The sequence below is a fragment of the Tistlia sp. genome (genome assembly GCF_040905785.1).
In the GTDB taxonomy this organism is placed as follows: domain Bacteria; phylum Pseudomonadota; class Alphaproteobacteria; order Kiloniellales; family DSM-21159; genus Tistlia.
On the sequence record NZ_JBBDQW010000037.1, the window covers coordinates 20,078 to 37,720 of the forward strand.

Here is a 17,643-nt window from a genome sequence, read left to right on the forward strand (position 1 = left end):
CTCCGGGGTCAGGGAAAGTCGAGGAAGACGAAGACCGGCTCGGGCCGCCCCTGTGTCGCCTCGCGCAGGTCGCCGGCGAGCGCCAGCAGGCCCTCGTCGAGGTCGAAGGAGCGGGCCACGACCTCGATCGCCAGGGCCCGGATCTCGCGCGCCTCCAGGGTCAGGCGGGGCGGCTCCGCCTCCTCCCAGCGGCCGTAGCCGAGCAGTTCCGGCAGGTCCTCCAGGGCGTAGTCCAGCGCCTCCTCGCTGTAGGCGTGGACCAGGGTCGGCGCGCCCTGGGCCTCCTGAAGATAGACGCCGGGCCGCCGGGGCGTCACCTGGCCTGCTCCAGCAGGGCGATCCACTCGTCCTCGCTCAGGGTCGCGACGCCGAGCTCGGCGGCCTTCTTGGCCTTGGAGCCGGCGTCGGCGCCGACCACCACGAGGTCGGTGCTCTTGGAGACCGAGCCCGTGACCTTGGCGCCGAGCGATTCGGCCCGGGCCTTGGCCTCGCCGCGGCTCATGGTCTCCAGGGAGCCGGTGAAGACCAGGGTCTTGCCGGCCAGCGCCGCGCTGCGGCCTTCGGCCGGCGCCGCCGGCGCCTCGACCGTCAGGCGCGCTTCCAGGGCCTTCAGGACCTCGAGATTGTGCGCCTCCGCGAAGAAGCCGACGATGTCGTCGGCCATCGAGACGCCGATGCCCGAGAGGTTGCAGAGCTCGGCATAGGCCTCGCCGATCAGTTCCGGCTTGCGCTCCTCCGGCTTCTCGCGCCGCTCCCCGGCGGCCTGGATCATGCGCTCGTGCCAGGCGGCGAGCGTGCCGTAGCTGCGCGCTAGCAGCCGCGCCGTCGCCTGGCCGATCTGACGGATGCCGAGGGCGTAGATGAAGCGGTCGAGCGGAATCCGGCGCCGCGCCTCGATGGCGGCGAAGAGCTTGGCGGCCGAGCGCTCGCCCCAGCCCTCCCACTCGCCGAGCGGCGGCGCCTGGCGGCCGTCCCGCTCCTCCAGGTCGAAGATGTCCGGCGGCGTCGCGATCAGGCCCTTCTCGACGAAGGCCTGGACCTGCTTCTCGCCCAGGCCCTCGACGTCGAAGGCGTCGCGGCTGACGAAGTGGATCAGGCGGCGCAGCTGCTGGTGCGGGCAGGCCAGCTCGCCGCTGCAGCGGCTGACCGCCTCGCCCTCCGGCCGCACGACCTCGGTCGCGAGCGGGCAGGGGCAGCGCGTCGGGAAAACATACTCGGGCCGCTCGGCGTGCTGGCCGTCGTCGACGACCTCGACGATCTGCGGGATCACGTCGCCGGCGCGCTGGACCACGACCCGGTCGCCCTCGCGGACATCCTTGCGCCGGATCTCGTCCTGGTTGTGCAGGGTCGCGCGCGCGACCACGACGCCGCCGACGGTGACCGGCGTCAGCTGCGCAACCGGGGTCAGGGCGCCGGTGCGGCCGACCTGGATGGCGATCCGCTCCAGCACCGTCTCGGCGCGCTCGGCGGCGAATTTGTGGGCGATCGCCCAGCGCGGCGCGCGGCTGACGAAGCCGAGCCGTTCCTGCAGGTCGTAGCGGTCGACCTTGTAGACGACGCCGTCGATGTCGTAGTCGAGCTCGGCCCGGCGCTTCTCGATGCGCCGGTAGACCTCCAGGATCGCCTCGACGCCGTCGCAGCGCTCGGCGAGGGGGTTGGTCTGGAAGCCGAGCCGCCGCAGGAAGGCCAGGTAGTCCCAGTGGGTCTCGGCGACCGGCTCGGAAAGCTGCCCGGCGGCGTAGAGGAAGCAGTGCAGGGGCCGCGAGCGGGTGATCGCCGCGTCGAGCTGGCGCAGCGAGCCGGCGGCGGCGTTGCGCGGGTTGGCGAAGACCTTGCGGCCGGCCTCGGCCTGCCGCTCGTTGAGCGCCAGGAAGTCGGACTTGGTCATGTAGACCTCGCCGCGCACCTCGAAGACGCCGGGCACCGCGCCGGCCAGGTTCCCTGGGATCTCCCCGATCGTGCGCAGGTTCTCGGTGACCTCCTCGCCCTCGCTGCCGTCGCCGCGCGTCGCGCCCCGGACGAAGACGCCGCCCTCGTAGCGCAGGGAGATCGAGAGGCCGTCGATCTTCGGCTCGGCGACGAAGCCGAGCGGCGCCTCCTCGCCGAGGCTGAGGAAGCGGCGCACCCGGGCGACGAAGTCGCGTACGTCGGCCTCCTCGAAGGCGTTGCCGAGCGACAGCATCGGCACGGCGTGGCGCACCTTGGCGAAGCCGGCCGCGGTCTCGGCACCGACCCGCTCGCTCGGGCTGTCGCTCCGCTTGAGGTCGGGAAAACGCTCCTCCAGGGCCTCGTTGCGCCGGCGCAGGGCGTCGTACGCGGCGTCGGAGACCTCCGGCGCGTCCTTCTGGTGATAGAGGCGGTCGTGGCGGGCGATCTCGCCGGCCAGCCACTTCAGCTCCTTTTTCGCCGCCGCGCGCGACAACAGCTCGACCGGGCTGTCGAGACTCTCCGGCTTGGTCATGCCGCCCCCGCCATCAGCTTCTCGGCGGCGCGGCGGGCCTCCTCGGTCACCCGCGCACCGGACAGCATGCGCGCCACCTCCTCGGTGCGGCCGGCGGCGTCGAGCGGCGCCACCAGCGTGCGCGCGCCGGCCCTGTCGGTTTCCTTGAGCACGACCCAGTGGCTGCGGCCGAGGGCGGCGACCTGCGGGCTGTGGGTGACGACCAGGATCTGGCGCTCGGCGGCGAGGCGCGCCAAGCGCTCACCGACCGCCGCGGCCGTGGCGCCGCCGATGCCGCTGTCGACCTCGTCGAAGACCAGGCTCTCGACCGGCGAGACGCCGGCCAGGACGACCTTGAGCGCCAGCAGGAAGCGTGACAGCTCGCCGCCCGAGGCGATCTTGCCGAGGGGTCCGGGCGGCGCCCCGGGGTTGGTCGAGACGGTGAAGGCGACCCGCTCGGCGCCCGCCGGGCCCCAGTCCGCGGGGGGCAGGGGCTCCAGGCCGGTGACGAAGCGCGCCCGCTCCAGCTTGAGCGGCGGCAGCTCGCGGTTGAGCGCGGCGTCGAGCCGGGCGGCGGCCTTGCGGCGCTCGGCGCCGACCGCCTCGGCCTCGCTCCGGTAGGCGCGCTCGGCCTCGGCGGTCGCCCGGGTCAGCGCCTCCAGGCGCTCGGAGCCGCTGTCGATCGCCGCCAGGCGCTCGCGCAGCGACTGCTGCAGCCTCGGCAGCTCGCCGGCGGCGCAGCCGTGCTTGCGGGCCAGGTCCTTGAGCGCGAAGAAGCGCTCGTCGATGGCCTCCAGGCGGCGCGGCTCGAACTCCAGGTCGGCGGCGACGGCGGACAGCAGGCTCTCGGCCTCGGAAAGCTCGGCGGCAGCCCGGTCGAGGGCGCCGAGCACGCCCTCCAGGCGTTGGCCGGCCTTGTCGACGACGCGCTCCAGGCTGCGCTGGGCGCCGGCGAGCGCCGCGGCGGCGCCGCGCCGGCCGTCGCCCGCGAGCTGGTCGGTGGCGCTCTGCAGGGCCTCGGCCAGCTTCTCGGCGTGCATCAGGAAGGCGCGCTCCTCGGCCAGGCGCTCCTCCTCGCCCGGCTCGGCGGCGAGCGCATCGAGCTCTTCCAGGGCGTGGCGCAGGTAGGACTCGTCGCGCCGCACCGCATCGAGCTCGTCGCGCGCCGCGGCCTCGGTCTCGGCGGCCGCGCGCCAGGCCCGGTGGCGGCCGCGCAGGCCCTCGACCCGCGCCTCCAGGCCGGCGAAGGCGTCGAGCAGGCCGCGGTGGCCGGCCGCGTCGAGCAGGCCGCGCTGCTCGAACTGGCCCTGGACCTCGACCAGCAGGTCGCCGAGGCTGCGCAGCAGGCCGACGGAGGCCGGCTGGTCGTTGACGAAGGCGCGGCTGCGGCCGTCGGCGCCGAGCACGCGGCGCAGCATCAGCGCGCCCTCCTCGGGCTCGATGTCCTGCTCGCGGAGCAGCGTCTGGACCGGGTGCCCGGCCGCCAGGGCGAAGGCGGCGGTGACGCTGGCCTGCTCGGCGCCGTGGCGCAGCAGGCCGGACTCGGCGCGCGCGCCGAGCGCCAGACCCAGGGAATCCAGGAGGATCGACTTGCCCGCGCCGGTCTCGCCGGTCAGCACGGTCAGGCCGGCGGCGAACTCGAGGTCGAGCCGCTCGATCAGGACGACATTGCGGATCGACAGGCTGACGAGCATGCCCTGCGCCGTACTAGAAGACGGATCCCCAGACCCGGGAGATCCAGGAGCCCTTGTGCTCTGCCGGGCGCAGATCCTCTCCGGTCAGCAGCGCGTAGGAATCGAGGTACCAGTCGCTGCCCGGGAAGTTGTAGCCCAGCACGGCGGCGGTCGCCTCGGCCTCCTGGTAGACGCCGAGCGCCATGTAGCTCTCGACCAGGCGGTGCAGCGCCTCGGGCACGTGCGTCGTCGTCTGGTAGTCGCGGATCACCGTCTGGTAGCGGTTGATCGCCGCCAGGTATTCCTTCTGGCCCTGGTAGTAGCGGCCGATCTCCATGTGCTTGCCGGCGAGATGGTCGCGCGCCAGGTCGATCTTCAGCTGGGAGTCGCGAGCGTAGCGCGAATCCGGGAAGCGGCGCACGACCTCCTCGAGGTTCTCGAGGGCGTCGAGCGTGTTCTTCTGGTCGCGGCCGACGTCCGAGATCCGCTCGTAGTAGCAGATCGCCTTCAGATAGTAGGCGTAGGCGATGTCGCGGCTGCCCGGATTGAGCTGGATGAAGCGGTCGAGCGAGTTGATCGCGTCGTCGTACTTGTCGCCCTGGTAGTAGGCGTAGGCCGACATCAGCTGGGCGCGCGACGCCCAGACCGAGTAGGGGTGCTGGCGCTCGACCTCGTCGAAGCCCTGGGCCGACCGCTCGTAGCTGCCGGCCAGCAACTGGCCGAGGGCTTCGTTGTAGAGCTCCTCGGGCGGCTGCTCGACGTAGACCGGCTCATCGTCGCCCGAGCAGCCCGCGAGGGCGGCGGCGAAGAGTAGGGCGATCGTCGGGAGGCGGAGGGCGTGGAGGGATCTGCGCCACATATCGGCGTCGGGCTGTCCGTGCTGTGCTGAACCAGAGTCGCGGGCGGACTATAGGCGAGACCGTCGCGTGGCCACAAGCGATCCGCCCGGCCGGTCGGGCCGCACGCGCAAACCGCCGCCGGACAGAGTCGCCTCGGCGGCCGCGGAGAGCGCCGGAAAGGCCCGGCTCAGGCCGATTCGGCCTGCAGCAGGGCGACGGGCTCCAGCAGGGACTCTTGGACGACCGCACCCTCGCGGCCGAACAGGCTGCGCAGCAGGCGCAGCGTCAGGGCGTGGCCGGCCTTGATGCCCTCGAAGCGGCCGATCAGCGGAGCGCCGGCCAGATAGAGGTCGCCGATGCAGTCGAGCGCCTTGTGGCGCACGAACTCGTCGACGTAGCGCAGGCCGCCGTCGTTCAGGATCCGGTCGCCCTCGATGACCACGGCGTTCTCCAGGGAGCCGCCGCGGGCCAGGCCGTGTGCCTGCATGGCCTCGACCTCGTGGAAGAAGCCGAAGGTGCGCGCGCGGGCGATGTCGCGCTTGTAAACCGCCTCGTCGATCTCACCGTCGTAGACTTGACGGCCGATCACCGGGCTGTCGAACTCGATCTCGAAGCGCAGCTCGAAGGCTTCGGCCGGCTTGAGCAGGCAGCTGCGATGAGGCTCGCTCTCGCCGACCGTGTCGAGGATGCGGAAGGCGCGGCGCGGCGCCGGCTGCTCGACGACGCCGGCGCACTCGATCAGGAACACGAAGGGGGCCGCCGAGCCGTCCATCGCCGGCACTTCCGCGCCGTCGATCTCGATCAGGCAGTTGTCGATGCCGAGGCCGGAGAAGGCCGAAAGCAGGTGCTCGATGGTCGCGATCCTGGCGTCGCCGGCGACGATGGTCGTGCACAGCGGCGTCTCGACGGCATGGGTCCAGAGCGCCGGAACCTCCGGCTCGCCGGGCAGGTCGACGCGGCGGAAGACGATGCCGCTGTCGGCTGCGGACGGCATCAGTGTCATGGCGACGTGGACCCCGCTGTGCAGGCCGATGCCCGAGCAGTGGATCGCATTCTTCAGCGTGCGCTGCGCCTGCGCCGCCGCCCCGCCGGAACCGAAGGCCGGGCGCCGGCTGGCGCCGAATCCGGTGATGCCCGCAAAGCTCGAGCCGTCTGCCATCTTTATCTTGCCTTCCATTCCTCTGCGCCGCCTGTTCGATCGCCCGGGCCTTGGCGGCCTACGCGGGCGGGTCGTGACGCTTCTACCGAGAACAGCCCGAAGCACAGCGGCTTCTGACGCTCTCTATTAGCCAATGGCCCGGAAGTCTCTCAAATCACTCTTTATTACACTCTGTTACGGCATCCGGGCCGGAGCCGGAACGACCGCGGCGCCGCCCCTCTTCGGGACGGCGCCGCAGCCCTGATCGCTCCGGAGCCCCGAGCCCCGGATCAACGCCCCGGCAGGGGCGCTTCAGCCTAGTTGGCCTGCCGTCGCAGGAAGGCGGGGATGTCGAGCAGATCCTCGTCCTCGCGCGCCTGGGACTGGCGTTCGGCCGGCTCGAGGCCCGACAGGCTGGCCTGCTTGGCCGCGGCCGACTGCGCACGGGCCGCGGAGGCGGCCGGGCGCGGTGCGGCTTCGGCCAAGGGCTCCTGGCGGGCCTCCTGCCGCTGGTCGAGGCGCGGCTCGGCGCGCGGCCCGGTCTTGGCCGGCTCGGCCTGCGGCTGGCGGCCGGTCTGGCCGACGCCGGTCACCCGCTCGAACAGGCTGGGCCGCTTCGACTTGCCGAAGCCGAGGCGGAAGCCGCTCTTCTCCTCGCCCTCGCCGTGCCCCGAAGCCGCATTGGCGAACTCCGCGGCCCTGAAGGGCTCCGGCTTGGCCGCCGGACGCTGCTCGGCGAAGACCGGCCGCTTGGCCGGACGCACCGGCTCCGGCGCGACGAAGGACTCTTCGGCCTCGCGGGCCTGCTCGACCTCGACGCTCTTCGCCGCCACCGCCGGCTCGGCCGGGGTCGCGTCGGGCGCGCCGAAGTTGGGCCAGCTCTCGCTTTCGGCCAGCGCTTCGTCAGCCGGTTCGGCGGCCTCCCGGGCGGCGACCTCCTGGGCGGCGACCTCCGGCCTGGCATCGCGAGCCGTCTGGGCCTCGGCCGCGGGACGCTCCTGGCGCGGGCCGGCGGCGCCGCGCGCCTGGACCAGGCTGAGGTTGACGGGCCGCGCTTCCTGGGCGGCGATATGGTCGATCCCGGTCGCCACCACCGAGACCCGCATGCGGCCGTCGAGCGATTCGTCGAAGGTCGAGCCGAAGATGATGTTGGCCTCGGGATCGACCTCGTCGCGGATCCGGTTGGCCGCCTCGTCGACCTCGAACAGCGTCATGTCCATGCCGCCGGTGATGTTGATCAGCACCCCGCGCGCGCCCTTCATGGTGACGTCGTCGAGCAGCGGGTTGGAGATCGCGGCCTCGGCGGCGGCGATGGCGCGATTCTCGCCGTCGGCGTCGCCCGTGCCCATCATCGCCTTGCCCATCTCGGTCATCACCGTGCGGATGTCGGCGAAGTCGAGGTTGATCAGGCCCGGCATGACCATCAGGTCGGTGACGCCCCGCACACCCGAATAGAGCACGTCGTCCGCCATCTTGAAGGCGTCCGCGAAGGTCGTCTTCTCGTTCGCGATCCGGAACAGGTTCTGGTTCGGGATGATGATCAGGGTATCGACGTACTGGGTCAGCTCCTCGATGCCCTGCTCGGCGATGCGCATCCGGTGGATGCCCTCGAACTGGAAGGGCTTGGTGACCACGCCGACGGTCAGCATGCCGGCCTCGCGTGCCGCCCGGGCGATGACCGGAGCGGCACCGGTACCGGTGCCGCCGCCCATGCCGGCGGTGATGAACACCATGTTGGCGTCGCCGAGCTGGTCGAGGATCTCGTCCAGCGCCTCCTCGGCGGCGGCCCGGCCGACGTCCGGCCGCGAGCCCGCGCCCAGACCGGCCGTCATGGTGCGCCCGAGCTGGATCTTCGGCTCGCACAGCGACTGCTTCATCGCCTGGGCGTCGGTGTTGGCGATCATGAACTCGACCCCCTCCAGGTTGGAGCGGATCATGTTGTTGACGGCGTTGCCGCCCGCGCCGCCGACGCCGACGACGGTGATCCGGGGCCGCAGCTGCGGCTCGGTATCCGGCACGTTCAAGGTCAAAGTCATCGTTGCCTCCGTTCTACCGCTCTGTGTTCCGGCCCCTCGGGCGCCGGTATCCTCGTGCCGGCCCGGCGCCGGCGGCCTTTTCGCTCCCCATGCGGAGCTGTCCCCATCCCCTGGCTAGAAGTGCTGCTTCAGCCATCGCCCGATGCGGCCGACGCCGCCGGCCGCCTCCTCTCGTTCGGCGCCGGCCGCCGCCGGCGCCCTGTGATCCTGCTGCAGCGCGTAGGCGAGCAGCCCCGCGCCGACGGTGTGGGCCGGTCCGCTGGTCGCTTCGGCCAGCCCGGTCAGGTGGATCGGCCGGCCGATGCGGACCTGCTTGTCGAGCACCAGGGCGGCCAGGTCGCGCATGCCGGGCAGCTGGCTGGCGCCGCCGGTCAGCACCACGCGGCGGCCGCCGGCCTTGTCGAATCCGCTGGCCTCGAGGCGCGAGCGCACCAGCTCGAAGGTCTCCTCCAGGCGCGGCTGAACGATGCCGACCAGGAGCGAGCGCGGCACCTGCTGGACGTGGCCCTCGTCCTCCTCGCCGACCTGCGGCACGTCGATCGTCGCGTGCTCGTCGGCCGAGGTCGCGACGGCGTGGCCGTAGAGCGTCTTGAGCCGCTCGGCATGGGCGAGGGTGGTCGACAGGCCGCGCGCGACGTCGCTGGTCACGTGCTGGCCGCCGACCGGCACGATGTCGGTGTGGACCACGCTGCCCTCGACGAAGACCGCGATCGAGGTCGTGCCGCCGCCCATGTCGATCAGCGTGACGCCCAGCTCCATCTCGTCGGGCACCAGGCCGGCGAGGCCGGAGGCGAAGGGCGAGACGACGAAGGCGCTGATGTCGAGGTGGCAGCGCTGGACGCAGGTCGCCAGGTTGCGCACCGGCCCGCTGGCGGCGGTGACGATGTGCATGTTGACGCCCAGGCGCTCGCCGTACATGCCGCGCGGGTCGCGGATGCCGCGGCTGCCGTCGATCGTGTAGCCGACCGGGATCGAGTGGATCAGCTGGCGGCCCTTCTCGGGCTGGCCGAGCAGGCCCTCGAGCTGGTGGCCCTGGTCGAGCGCCCGGCGCAGGTCCTCGTCGCCGACCTCGTGGCCGTCGATCGAGACCTCGACGCTGAGCAGGCGCGAGGCCGGGTAGCCGCCGGACAGGCTGACGGCGACCTGCTCGATCTCCTCGCCGGCCATCTGCTCGGCGGCATGCACGGCGCTCAGGATCGCCGTCTCGGCGGCGTCCATGTCGATCACCGCGCCGGCCTTGACCCCGCGACTGAGCTGCTGGCCGATGCCGGTGACGCGCAGGCGCGGCGCCTGGCCGCGCTCCTCCTCGAGGCGCGCGATCAGGCAGCAGATCTTGCTGCTGCCCACGTCGAGCGCTGCGAAGACGCCGGTCGGGTTGCGGCGGGGACGCTTCTTCATGGCGCTTTTCAGGTCTCCTGGCCCTTGGCGCGAAGCGGCGGGACGCCGCCGCGCGAGGTACGGACGATCAGGCGGTCGGGCAGGCGCAGGTCGACCAGGGCGACGTCGTGCTCGAGCAGCTGCTCGCGCCGGACCATCTGCGCGAAGCGCGCCCAGGCCGCCGGGGCGCCCTCCTCGGGCAGGCGGACGTCGATGTTGCCGTCGAGGCGCAGGTTCCAACGCCGGCCGCCGACGCGGATCGCGGCGGTGACCTTCTCGGCCAGGTCCGGCTCGCCCTCGAGCATCGCCAGCAGCGCTGCGGCATGGGGGGCCGCGTCCTCGCCGACGACCAGCAGCAGCTTGGCGAAGCGGCCGGGGTGGACTCCGGGGATGACCCTGCCTCCGGCGTCGATCACCGTGATCGCGCGGTCGTGCTGCCAGAGCGCCAGCGGCTTGCGCTCGGTCAGGCGGATGTAGAGCGTGTCGGGCAGCCGCCGCTCGACCTCGGCGTCGGCGACCCAGGGCAGGGCGTCCAGGCGTGCGCGGGCCGCCGCCGGATCGACGGCCAGGATCGGCATGCCGCGCTCGACGCCGAGCAGCGCCAGCAGGTCGTCGGGCGCGGTGTGGCCGCGGCCCTCGACCAGGACGGTGCGGACTTTCAGGCCCAGGTCGCCGGTCAGCCGCAGGCTCGCCTCCGAGACCGAGGCCGCGGCGCGGTCCAGGACGCCGGACTGCCAGACCAGGACGCCGGCGCCGAGCAGCGCCGCGGGCAGCAGGCCGAAGCCGAGCCAGCGCGCCCAGCGGCCGATTCGCGCCGGCTTGCGCGTCGGCGCGCGCCGGCTCGGCCGGCCGCGCACCGGCGGCCGCGGGCGGGCCGTCGGGTTGGCCGCCGAGGCGGCGGCGCCGCGGCTGCGGGTCGAACGGCTCAGTCGCATGCGGCCTGCTCCAGCATCCAGCCGACCAGCTCGGGAAAGGAGATTCCGAGGTAGGCGGCCTGTTCGGGGACCAGGCTGAGCGGCGTCATGCCCGGCTGCGTGTTGACCTCGAGCAGGTAGAGGCCGCCGGCCTCGCCCTGCTCGGGCCGGTCGTCGTAGCGGAAGTCGGCGCGGCTGACGCCGCGGCAGCCCAGGGTCCGGTGCGCCGCCAGCGCCTCCTCCATCGCCTGGGCGTAGATCGGCTCCGGCACCGGCGCCGGCACCAGGTGCTCGGTCTTGCCGCCCGTGTACTTGGCCTCGTAGTTGTAGAAGCCGCGCTTCGGCCGCAGCTCGGTGACCGCCAGGGCGCGGTCGCCCATCACCGAGACGGTCAGCTCGCGGCCCGGGATGTAGGGCTCGACCAGGACCCGCTCGCCGTAGGGCCAGGCGCCGGTCTGGATCGGCGGGACGTTGTCGCCGGCCTGCACGATGACCACGCCCACCGAGGAGCCCTCCTCGATCGGCTTGACGACGTAAGGCCGCGGCATCGGGTCGCCGGCCTCGACCACCGAGCGGTGCAGCACCTCGCCGCCCGGGCAGCGCAGGCCGGCGGCCTCGAACAGGCGCTTGGCGGTCGGCTTGTGCATGGCCAGGGACGAGGCCAGCAGGCCGGAATGGGTGTAGGGGATGCCCAGGACGTTGAGCAGCCCCTGGACGCAGCCGTCCTCGCCCCAGCGACCGTGGAGAGCGTTGAGCACGACGTCGGGGCGCGGCGTCAGGGCCGCCATCAGGGCGGCGAGGTCGCGGGTCATGTCGATGGCGACGGCCTCGTGGCCGAGGGTCGACAGCGCTTCAAGGCAGGCCTTGCCGCTGACCAGCGAGACCTCGCGCTCGGCCGAGAAGCCGCCGTAGAGCACGGCGACGCGCAGCTTCGTCGCACTCATGGGTCGCCTCCCTGGCCGGCCGCGACGCCGATCCGCTTGATCTCCCAGGCGAGCTCGATGCCGGTCTCTTGGCGCACCCGGCGTCGGACCTCCTCGCCCAGACCCTCGAGGTCGGCGGCCGTGGCGGTGCCGGTGTTGATCAGGAAGTTGCAGTGCTTCTCCGAGACCTGGGCGCCGCCCTTGCGCAGGCCGCGGCAGCCGGCGCGGTCTATCAGTTGCCAGGCGCGCTCGCCGGGCGGGTTGCGGAAGGTGCTGCCGCCAGTGCGGCTGCGGATCGGCTGGCTCTCGGCGCGGGCCTGTTGAATCTCGCCCATGCGGCGGGCGATGGCCTCCGGCTCGTCCGGGGTGCCGCGCAGGCGCGCCGCGGCGAAGATCCAGTCGTCCGGCACCTCGCAGTGCCGGTAGCCCAGGCCCATCGCCTCCGGCTCCAGCCGGTGCAGCCGGCCGTTCGGGTCCAGCGCCTCGGCCCAGAGCAGTACGTCCTTGAGCTCGCGGCCGTAGGCGCCGGCGTTCATGCGCAGCGCGCCACCGATGGTGCCGGGCACGCCGACCAGGAACTCCAGGCCGCCGAGGCCGGCGCGCGCGGCCGCCTGGGCGACGTTGACGTCGAGCGCACCGGCGCCGGCCGTGACCTCTTCGCCCTCGATCTCGACGCCGGCGAAGCTGCGGCCCAGGCGCAGGACGACGCCCGGCACGCCGCCGTCGCGCACCAGCAGGTTGGAGGCGACGCCGATCACCGTCACCGGCACATCGGCCGGCTTGGCCGCGAGGAAGCCGGCGAGGTCGTCGCGGTCGGCCGGGCGGAAGGCGACCTCGGCCGGCCCGCCGACGCGGAACCAGGTCACACCGGCCAGCGGTGCCTGCTCGGTGAGCCGGCCGCGGACCGCCGGCAGCCGCTCGATCAGGCTCTGGGTACGGGTGGCGGCGACGCTCATGAGCCGCCTCCGCCCAGCCGGGCTTCCAGCTCGCCGGGCAGGGTCTGCGCCCAGGCGGTGATGTTGCCAGCGCCCAGACAGACGACGAGGTCGCCGGGCCCGGCGATCTCGGCGACGGTGGCGGCCAGGGCCTCGGGGCTTTCCAGCTCGACCACCTGCCGGTGGCCGTGGCTGCGCAGGCCCGCCGCCAGATGCTCCTTGTCGGCGCCCTCGATGGGCGCCTCGCCGGCCGCGTAGACGTCGGCGACGATCACCGCGTCGGCGTCGTTGAAGCAGCGGCAGAATTCCTCGAACAGGCCGGCCAGGCGCGAGTAGCGGTGCGGCTGCACGACGGCGACGACGCGCCTGGCGGCGGTCTGGCGCGCCGCGCGCAACACCGCGGCGATCTCGACCGGGTGGTGGCCGTAGTCGTCGATCACGGTGATGCCGTGGGCGATGCCGGTGCGGGTGAAGCGCCGCTTGACGCCGCCGAAGCGCGCCAGCGCCTCGCGGATCGAGGCCTCCGGCAGGTTCATCTCCTGCGCCACGGCGATCGCGGCGAGGGCGTTCTGGACGTTGTGCTGGCCGAACATCGGCAGGCGCAGGTCGGCGAAGCGCTGCTCGCGGCCGGTCCGGCGGTCGGCGATGACGGCGTCGAAGCGGGCGCCCTCGGCGTCCAGCACCATCTTGTCCGCGCGCACCTCGGCCTGGGGCGAGAAGCCGTAGGTGACGATGCGGCGGTCCTCGATGCGGCCGATCAGCGTCTGCACCGCGGGGTGGTCGAGGCAGAGCACCGCGAAGCCGTAGAAGGGGATGTTCTCGACGAAGGTCTCGAAGGCCTCGTGCAGCTTCTCGACGCTGCCGTAGTGGTCGAGGTGCTCGGGGTCGATGTTGGTGACCAGCGCGATAGTCGCCGGCAGCTTGGTGAAGGTGCCGTCGCTCTCGTCGGCCTCGACGACCATCCAGTCGCCTTCGCCGAGCCGCGCGTTGGTGCCGTAGGCGTTGATGATGCCGCCGTTGATCACCGTGGGATCGAGGCCGGCGCCGTCGAGCAGGGCCGCGACCAGCGAGGTCGTGGTCGTCTTGCCGTGGGTGCCGCCGACCGCGATCGACCACTTCAGGCGCATCAGCTCCCCGAGCATCTCGGCGCGCCGCACGACCGGCACGAAGCGGGCGCGGGCGGCCTGGACCTCGGGGTTGTCGGCCTTCACCGCCGAGGAGATGACCACGACCGTGGCCTCGCCCAGGTTCTCGGCGCGGTGCCCGATCGAGACCGAGATGTCGTGGTCGCGCAGGCGCTTGACGTTGGCGCTGTCGGACTGGTCGCTGCCCTGCACCTGGTAGCCGAGGTTGTGCAGGATCTCGGCGATGCCAGACATGCCGATGCCGCCGATGCCGACGAAGTGGATCATGCCGATGTCGAGCGGAAGGGCCCTCATGCCGCAGCCTCCTTGCCGGGCCTCTCGGCCGGCAGCTGCTGGCCGTCGCCGTCCAGCGTCTCGGCGATCAGGTCGGCGAGGCGCAGCGCCGCATCGGGCTCGGCGAAGGCGCGCGCCGCCGTCGAGGCGCGCGCCAGGGTGCCGGGGTCGGCGAGCAGGGCGGCGACGCGCTCGGCCAGCCGCTCCGGGGTCAGGTCGTGCTGCGGCATGACCCAGCCACCGCCGGCCTGGGCGAAGGCGTGGGCGTTGCCGGTCTGGTGGTCGTCGGCGGCGAAGGGGTAGGGCACCAGGATCGCCGGCCGCCCGGCCGCGGCCAGCTCCGTGATCGTCGAGGCGCCGGCCCGGCAGACCAGCAGGTGGGTGGCGGCCAGGCGCTCCGGCATGTCGTCGAAGAAGTCCTTGAGCTCGCAGTCGATGCCGCACGCCCGGTAGGTCTCGGCGACGCTCTCCAGGTCATCGCCGCGAACCTGTTGGACGACCCGCAGGCGGCCCTTGAGATCGTCCGGCAGGCGGCACAGCGCCTTGGGCAGCAACTCGTTGAAGACGCGCGCGCCCTGGCTGCCGCCGGTCACCAGCAGGCGCAGGCGGTCCGTCTCGCCCGGCACGCCGAAGGGCTTGCTGCCGAGGGCCGCGATGGCGGCGCGCACCGGGTTGCCGGTGACGCGCAGGCGCTCGGCGACCGACTCCAGGCCGCGGGTTTCGGGGAAGGAGACGGCGATGACCTTGGCGCGTGCCGCGAGCAGGCGGTTGGCGCGCCCGGCGATCTGGTTCTGCTCGTGCAGCACGATCGGGATGCGCCGGCGGTGGGCGGCCAGGATGGTCGGCACCGAGGGGTAGCCGCCGAAGCCGATGGCGACGGCCGGCTTCAGGCGGCCGAGCAGCGACCAGGCCTCGAAGGCGCCGTAGGCGAGCTTGGCCAGGCTGCGGGCCTTGCGCACCGCGCCGCCGCCGGCGAGGCCGCCGGCCGAGATGCGGTAGACCTCGACCTGCGGCAGGTCCGGGCCGAAGCCGCCGCCGCGCTCGTCGGTGATCAGCACGACCTTCCAGCCGCGCGCCAGCAGGGCCTGGGCCAGGGCCTTGGCCGGGAACAGGTGGCCGCCGGTGCCGCCGGCGGCGAGCGCCGCCAGCCTCCGCTCGCGCCCCTGGGAATGCTTGGCTGCGGTCATGGCGCGCCTCCCTGTCCGGCGTAGCGTCGGGTCAGCGCCAGCGCCATGCCCATGCCGATCGCCAGCGCGATCAGCGACGAGCCGCCGTAGCTGACGAAGGGCAGGGTCATGCCCTTGGTCGGGATCAGGTGCAGCGAGGAGCCCATGTTGATCAGGGCCTGCAGCCCGAACTGGGTGAACAGGCCGGCCGAGGCGAGCAGCACGAAGAGGTTGTTCTCGCCGAGCGCGCGCGTGAAGCCGCGCAGCATGATGAAGGCGAACAGCAGGACCAGGACCAAGCAGGCGAGCAGGCCGAGTTCCTCGCCGGCGACGGCGAAGACGAAGTCGGCGTGGGCGTCGGGCAGCACCTCCTTGACCCGGCCCTCGCCGGGCCCGCGGCCGAACAGGCCGCCGTCGGCGAAGGCCTCAAGCGAGCGGTCGATCTGGTAGCGGTCGCCGGCGGCCGGATCGAGGAAGGAGTCGATGCGCTGCGCCACGTGGGGGAACAGGAAGTAGGCGCCACCGATGCCGGCCAGGCCGAGCGCCGCGAAGCCGCCGACCAGGAACCAGGGCAGGCCGGCCAGGAAGAACTGCACGCCGAAGATCGCGCTCATCATCACGGCCTGGCCGAGGTCCGGCTGCATCAGCAGCAGCCCGACCATCACCGCCCACAGCGCGGTCGCTGCGGCCCAGCCCGGAAACTCCCGGTGCTCCTGGCCGAGAGCGAACAGCCAGCCGGCGCCGATGGCGAAGCAGGGCTTGGCGAACTCCGAGGCCTGCAGCGAGAAGCCGCCCAGGTTGATCCAGCGCACCGCGCCCTTGATCTCGTTGCCGACCGCCAGCGTCAGGACCAGCAGCACCAGGCTGGCGAGCAGGCCGAGCACGCCGACGCGGCGGATCCAGCGCGCGCTGAGCAGCGACAGGCCGAGCATCAGGGCGATCGCCAGCGGCTGCAGCACGAGCTGGCGCTTGGCCAGCGAGAAGGTGTCGAGGCCGATGCGCTCCGAGACCGCGGGCGAGGCGGCGACGATCAGCACCGCCCCGAAGGCCATCAGCACGAAGAGCGCGACCAGGGACCAGCGGTCGACGGTCCACCACCAGCGCCCGACCAGGGAGGTGTCGGCGCGTCCGTAGCCGGGCATCATGGCGTGCCTCCCGCGCGCTCGGCCTGCATGCCCGAGACCGCCGAGACGGCCTTGCGGAAGACCTCGCCGCGCTCCTCGAAGGAGGCGAACTGGTCGAAGGAGGCGCAGGCCGGCGACAGCAGTACGACCGCGCCGGGACGGCGGTCGCGGCGCGCCGCGACGGTCGCCGCCGCCACCGCCGTGGCCAGGTCGCCGCAGCGCCGGGTCGGCACCCGGCCCTCGAGGGCCTCGGCGAAGGACGCCGAGGCTTCGCCGATCAGGAAGGCCTCGGCGACATGGCCGAGCAGGGGCTCCAGGGCGCCCAGTCCGGGCTCCTTGGCCCGACCCCCGGCGATCCAGTAGACCGCGTCGTAGCAGGCCAGGGCCTTGGCCGCGGCATCGAGGTTGGTCGCCTTGGAGTCGTTGACGTAGGCGACGCCCTCCACGGTCGCGATCAGCTCCTGGCGGTGCGGCAGGCCGGCGAAGCTGCGCAGCGCCGCCGTGATCGTCGCGGCCTCGACGCCGGCGGCGCGGCAGGCGGCGTAGGCCGCGGCGGCGTTCTGCCAGTTGTGGCGGCCGGGCAGGGTCGCGACCTCCTTGAGGTCGAGCACCGGCACGGCCTGGCCCCCGGTGTCGTCGGTCAGCAGGCCCTCGAGCACGTAGACGCCGCCCGGGACGGCGCGCTCGGCCGAGATCGGTCGGATGATCTGGTGGTTGGTGGCGACCAGCTCGGCGTGGATCGCCCGGCAGGTCTCGTCGTCGACGCCGATGACCGCCGCCCGCGGCCGGGTCTGGCGCCGGAAGATGTTGCGCTTGGCGGCGACGTAGCCGGCCATGCCGCCGTGCCGCTCCAGGTGATCGGGCGTGATGTTGAGAAGGACGGCGATGTCGAAGGTGATCGAGAAGGTGATCTCCAGCGCGTAGCTCGACATCTCGAGGACGTGGAAGCCGTCCGGACCAACCGGCTCGAGCGCCGTCGCCGGCGTGCCCAGGTTGCCGCCGACGTCGACCCGCCGGCGCGCCAGGCCCAGGATGTGGCCGATCATCGCCGTCGTCGTCGACTTGCCGTTGGTGCCGGTGATGCCGATGTAGCGGGCGTCCCGGTCGGAACGGCCGAGCAGCTCGATCTCGCCGATGATCTCGACGTCGTGGGCGCGCGCCAGGGCGGCGACCGGATGCGGCTCCGGGTGCTCGTGGGGAATGCCCGGGCTGATCACCAGGGTGATCGGCTCCTCCCAGTCGGCGCTGTAGAGGTCGACCAGGTGGATGCCGGCCTCGCGGGCGCGGGCGCGGGCGTCCTCCTTGTCGTCCCAGGCCCAGACCTCGGCACCGGCGACCTGCAGGGCGCGCGCCGCCGCCAGGCCGGACTTGCCGAGGCCGAGGACGGCGACCGTGTAGCCATGGAAGAAGGGGAGGTCGATCATGGCCTCACCGCAGCTTCAGGCTCGAGAGGCCGATCAGCGCCAGGATCACGGCGATGATCCAGAAGCGGATGACCACGGTCGGCTCGGCCCAGCCCTTCTTCTCGAAGTGATGGTGCAGCGGCGCCATGCGGAACACGCGCTTGCCCGTCAGCTTGAAGGAGGCGACCTGGACGATCACCGAGACGGTCTCCAGCACGAACAGGCCGCCGATGATCGCCAGCACCAGCTCGTGCTTG

14 protein-coding genes and 1 pseudogene are annotated in these 17,643 nt (G+C 72.8%); all 15 read right to left on the minus strand.

Translation table 11 applies throughout. The features are described 5' to 3' along the window. Positions 1 to 8: 8 nt before the first annotated feature. Positions 9 to 317 (minus strand): hypothetical protein, encoded by a 309-nt coding sequence (locus WD341_RS09205; RefSeq protein WP_368425151.1) that lies wholly within the window; start codon positions 315 to 317, stop codon positions 9 to 11. Beyond that, positions 314 to 2,461, minus strand: a complete 2,148-nt coding sequence (gene ligA / locus WD341_RS09210; protein ID WP_368425152.1) for an NAD-dependent DNA ligase LigA — start codon at positions 2,459 to 2,461, stop codon at positions 314 to 316. Before ligA ends, WD341_RS09205 begins: the two co-directional genes overlap by 4 nt. Beyond that, positions 2,458 to 4,134, minus strand: coding sequence for a DNA repair protein RecN (recN, locus tag WD341_RS09215; RefSeq protein ID WP_368425153.1), 1,677 nt, complete (start codon positions 4,132 to 4,134; stop codon positions 2,458 to 2,460). Before recN ends, ligA begins: the two co-directional genes overlap by 4 nt. Before the next feature lie 13 nt (positions 4,135 to 4,147). Continuing rightward, a complete protein-coding gene (locus WD341_RS09220; protein WP_368425154.1) occupies positions 4,148 to 4,972 on the minus strand; it encodes an outer membrane protein assembly factor BamD in 825 nt (274 codons plus the stop codon). Between the two features lie 167 nt (positions 4,973 to 5,139). After that, positions 5,140 to 6,129, minus strand: a complete 990-nt coding sequence (gene lpxC / locus WD341_RS09225; protein ID WP_368425155.1) for a UDP-3-O-acyl-N-acetylglucosamine deacetylase — start codon at positions 6,127 to 6,129, stop codon at positions 5,140 to 5,142. Between the two features lie 278 nt (positions 6,130 to 6,407). Further along, on the minus strand, positions 6,408 to 8,126 hold the full coding sequence (ftsZ, locus tag WD341_RS09230; RefSeq protein ID WP_368425156.1) for a cell division protein FtsZ: 1,719 nt from the start codon (positions 8,124 to 8,126) through the stop codon (positions 6,408 to 6,410). 114 nt (positions 8,127 to 8,240) lie between these two features. Further along, positions 8,241 to 9,524, minus strand: a complete 1,284-nt coding sequence (gene ftsA, locus WD341_RS09235) for a cell division protein FtsA (RefSeq protein WP_368425157.1) — start codon at positions 9,522 to 9,524, stop codon at positions 8,241 to 8,243. A gap of 8 nt (positions 9,525 to 9,532) precedes the next feature. Continuing rightward, positions 9,533 to 10,438: a cell division protein FtsQ/DivIB gene (locus WD341_RS09240; protein ID WP_368425158.1), complete on the minus strand. Its 906-nt coding sequence runs from the start codon at positions 10,436 to 10,438 to the stop codon at positions 9,533 to 9,535. Then, on the minus strand, positions 10,429 to 11,361 hold the full coding sequence (locus WD341_RS09245) for a D-alanine--D-alanine ligase (protein WP_368425159.1): 933 nt from the start codon (positions 11,359 to 11,361) through the stop codon (positions 10,429 to 10,431). The genes WD341_RS09240 and WD341_RS09245 overlap by 10 nt, the downstream gene beginning before the upstream one ends. Then, complete coding sequence (gene murB, locus WD341_RS09250; protein ID WP_368425160.1) at positions 11,358 to 12,296, minus strand: UDP-N-acetylmuramate dehydrogenase; 939 nt, start codon at positions 12,294 to 12,296, stop codon at positions 11,358 to 11,360. Before murB ends, WD341_RS09245 begins: the two co-directional genes overlap by 4 nt. Further along, positions 12,293 to 13,714 (minus strand): UDP-N-acetylmuramate--L-alanine ligase, encoded by a 1,422-nt coding sequence (gene murC, locus WD341_RS09255; protein ID WP_368425161.1) that lies wholly within the window; start codon positions 13,712 to 13,714, stop codon positions 12,293 to 12,295. Before murC ends, murB begins: the two co-directional genes overlap by 4 nt. Continuing rightward, on the minus strand, positions 13,711 to 14,880 hold the full coding sequence (gene murG / locus WD341_RS09260) for an undecaprenyldiphospho-muramoylpentapeptide beta-N-acetylglucosaminyltransferase (protein ID WP_368425162.1): 1,170 nt from the start codon (positions 14,878 to 14,880) through the stop codon (positions 13,711 to 13,713). Before murG ends, murC begins: the two co-directional genes overlap by 4 nt. Continuing rightward, positions 14,877 to 16,004, minus strand: coding sequence for an FtsW/RodA/SpoVE family cell cycle protein (locus WD341_RS09265; protein WP_368425163.1), 1,128 nt, complete (start codon positions 16,002 to 16,004; stop codon positions 14,877 to 14,879). Before WD341_RS09265 ends, murG begins: the two co-directional genes overlap by 4 nt. Next, on the minus strand, positions 16,001 to 17,407 hold the full coding sequence (murD, locus tag WD341_RS09270; protein WP_368425164.1) for a UDP-N-acetylmuramoyl-L-alanine--D-glutamate ligase: 1,407 nt from the start codon (positions 17,405 to 17,407) through the stop codon (positions 16,001 to 16,003). Before murD ends, WD341_RS09265 begins: the two co-directional genes overlap by 4 nt. 4 nt (positions 17,408 to 17,411) lie before the next feature. After that, a pseudogene (mraY, locus tag WD341_RS09275) lies at positions 17,412 to 17,643 on the minus strand (phospho-N-acetylmuramoyl-pentapeptide-transferase); the annotation flags it as partial.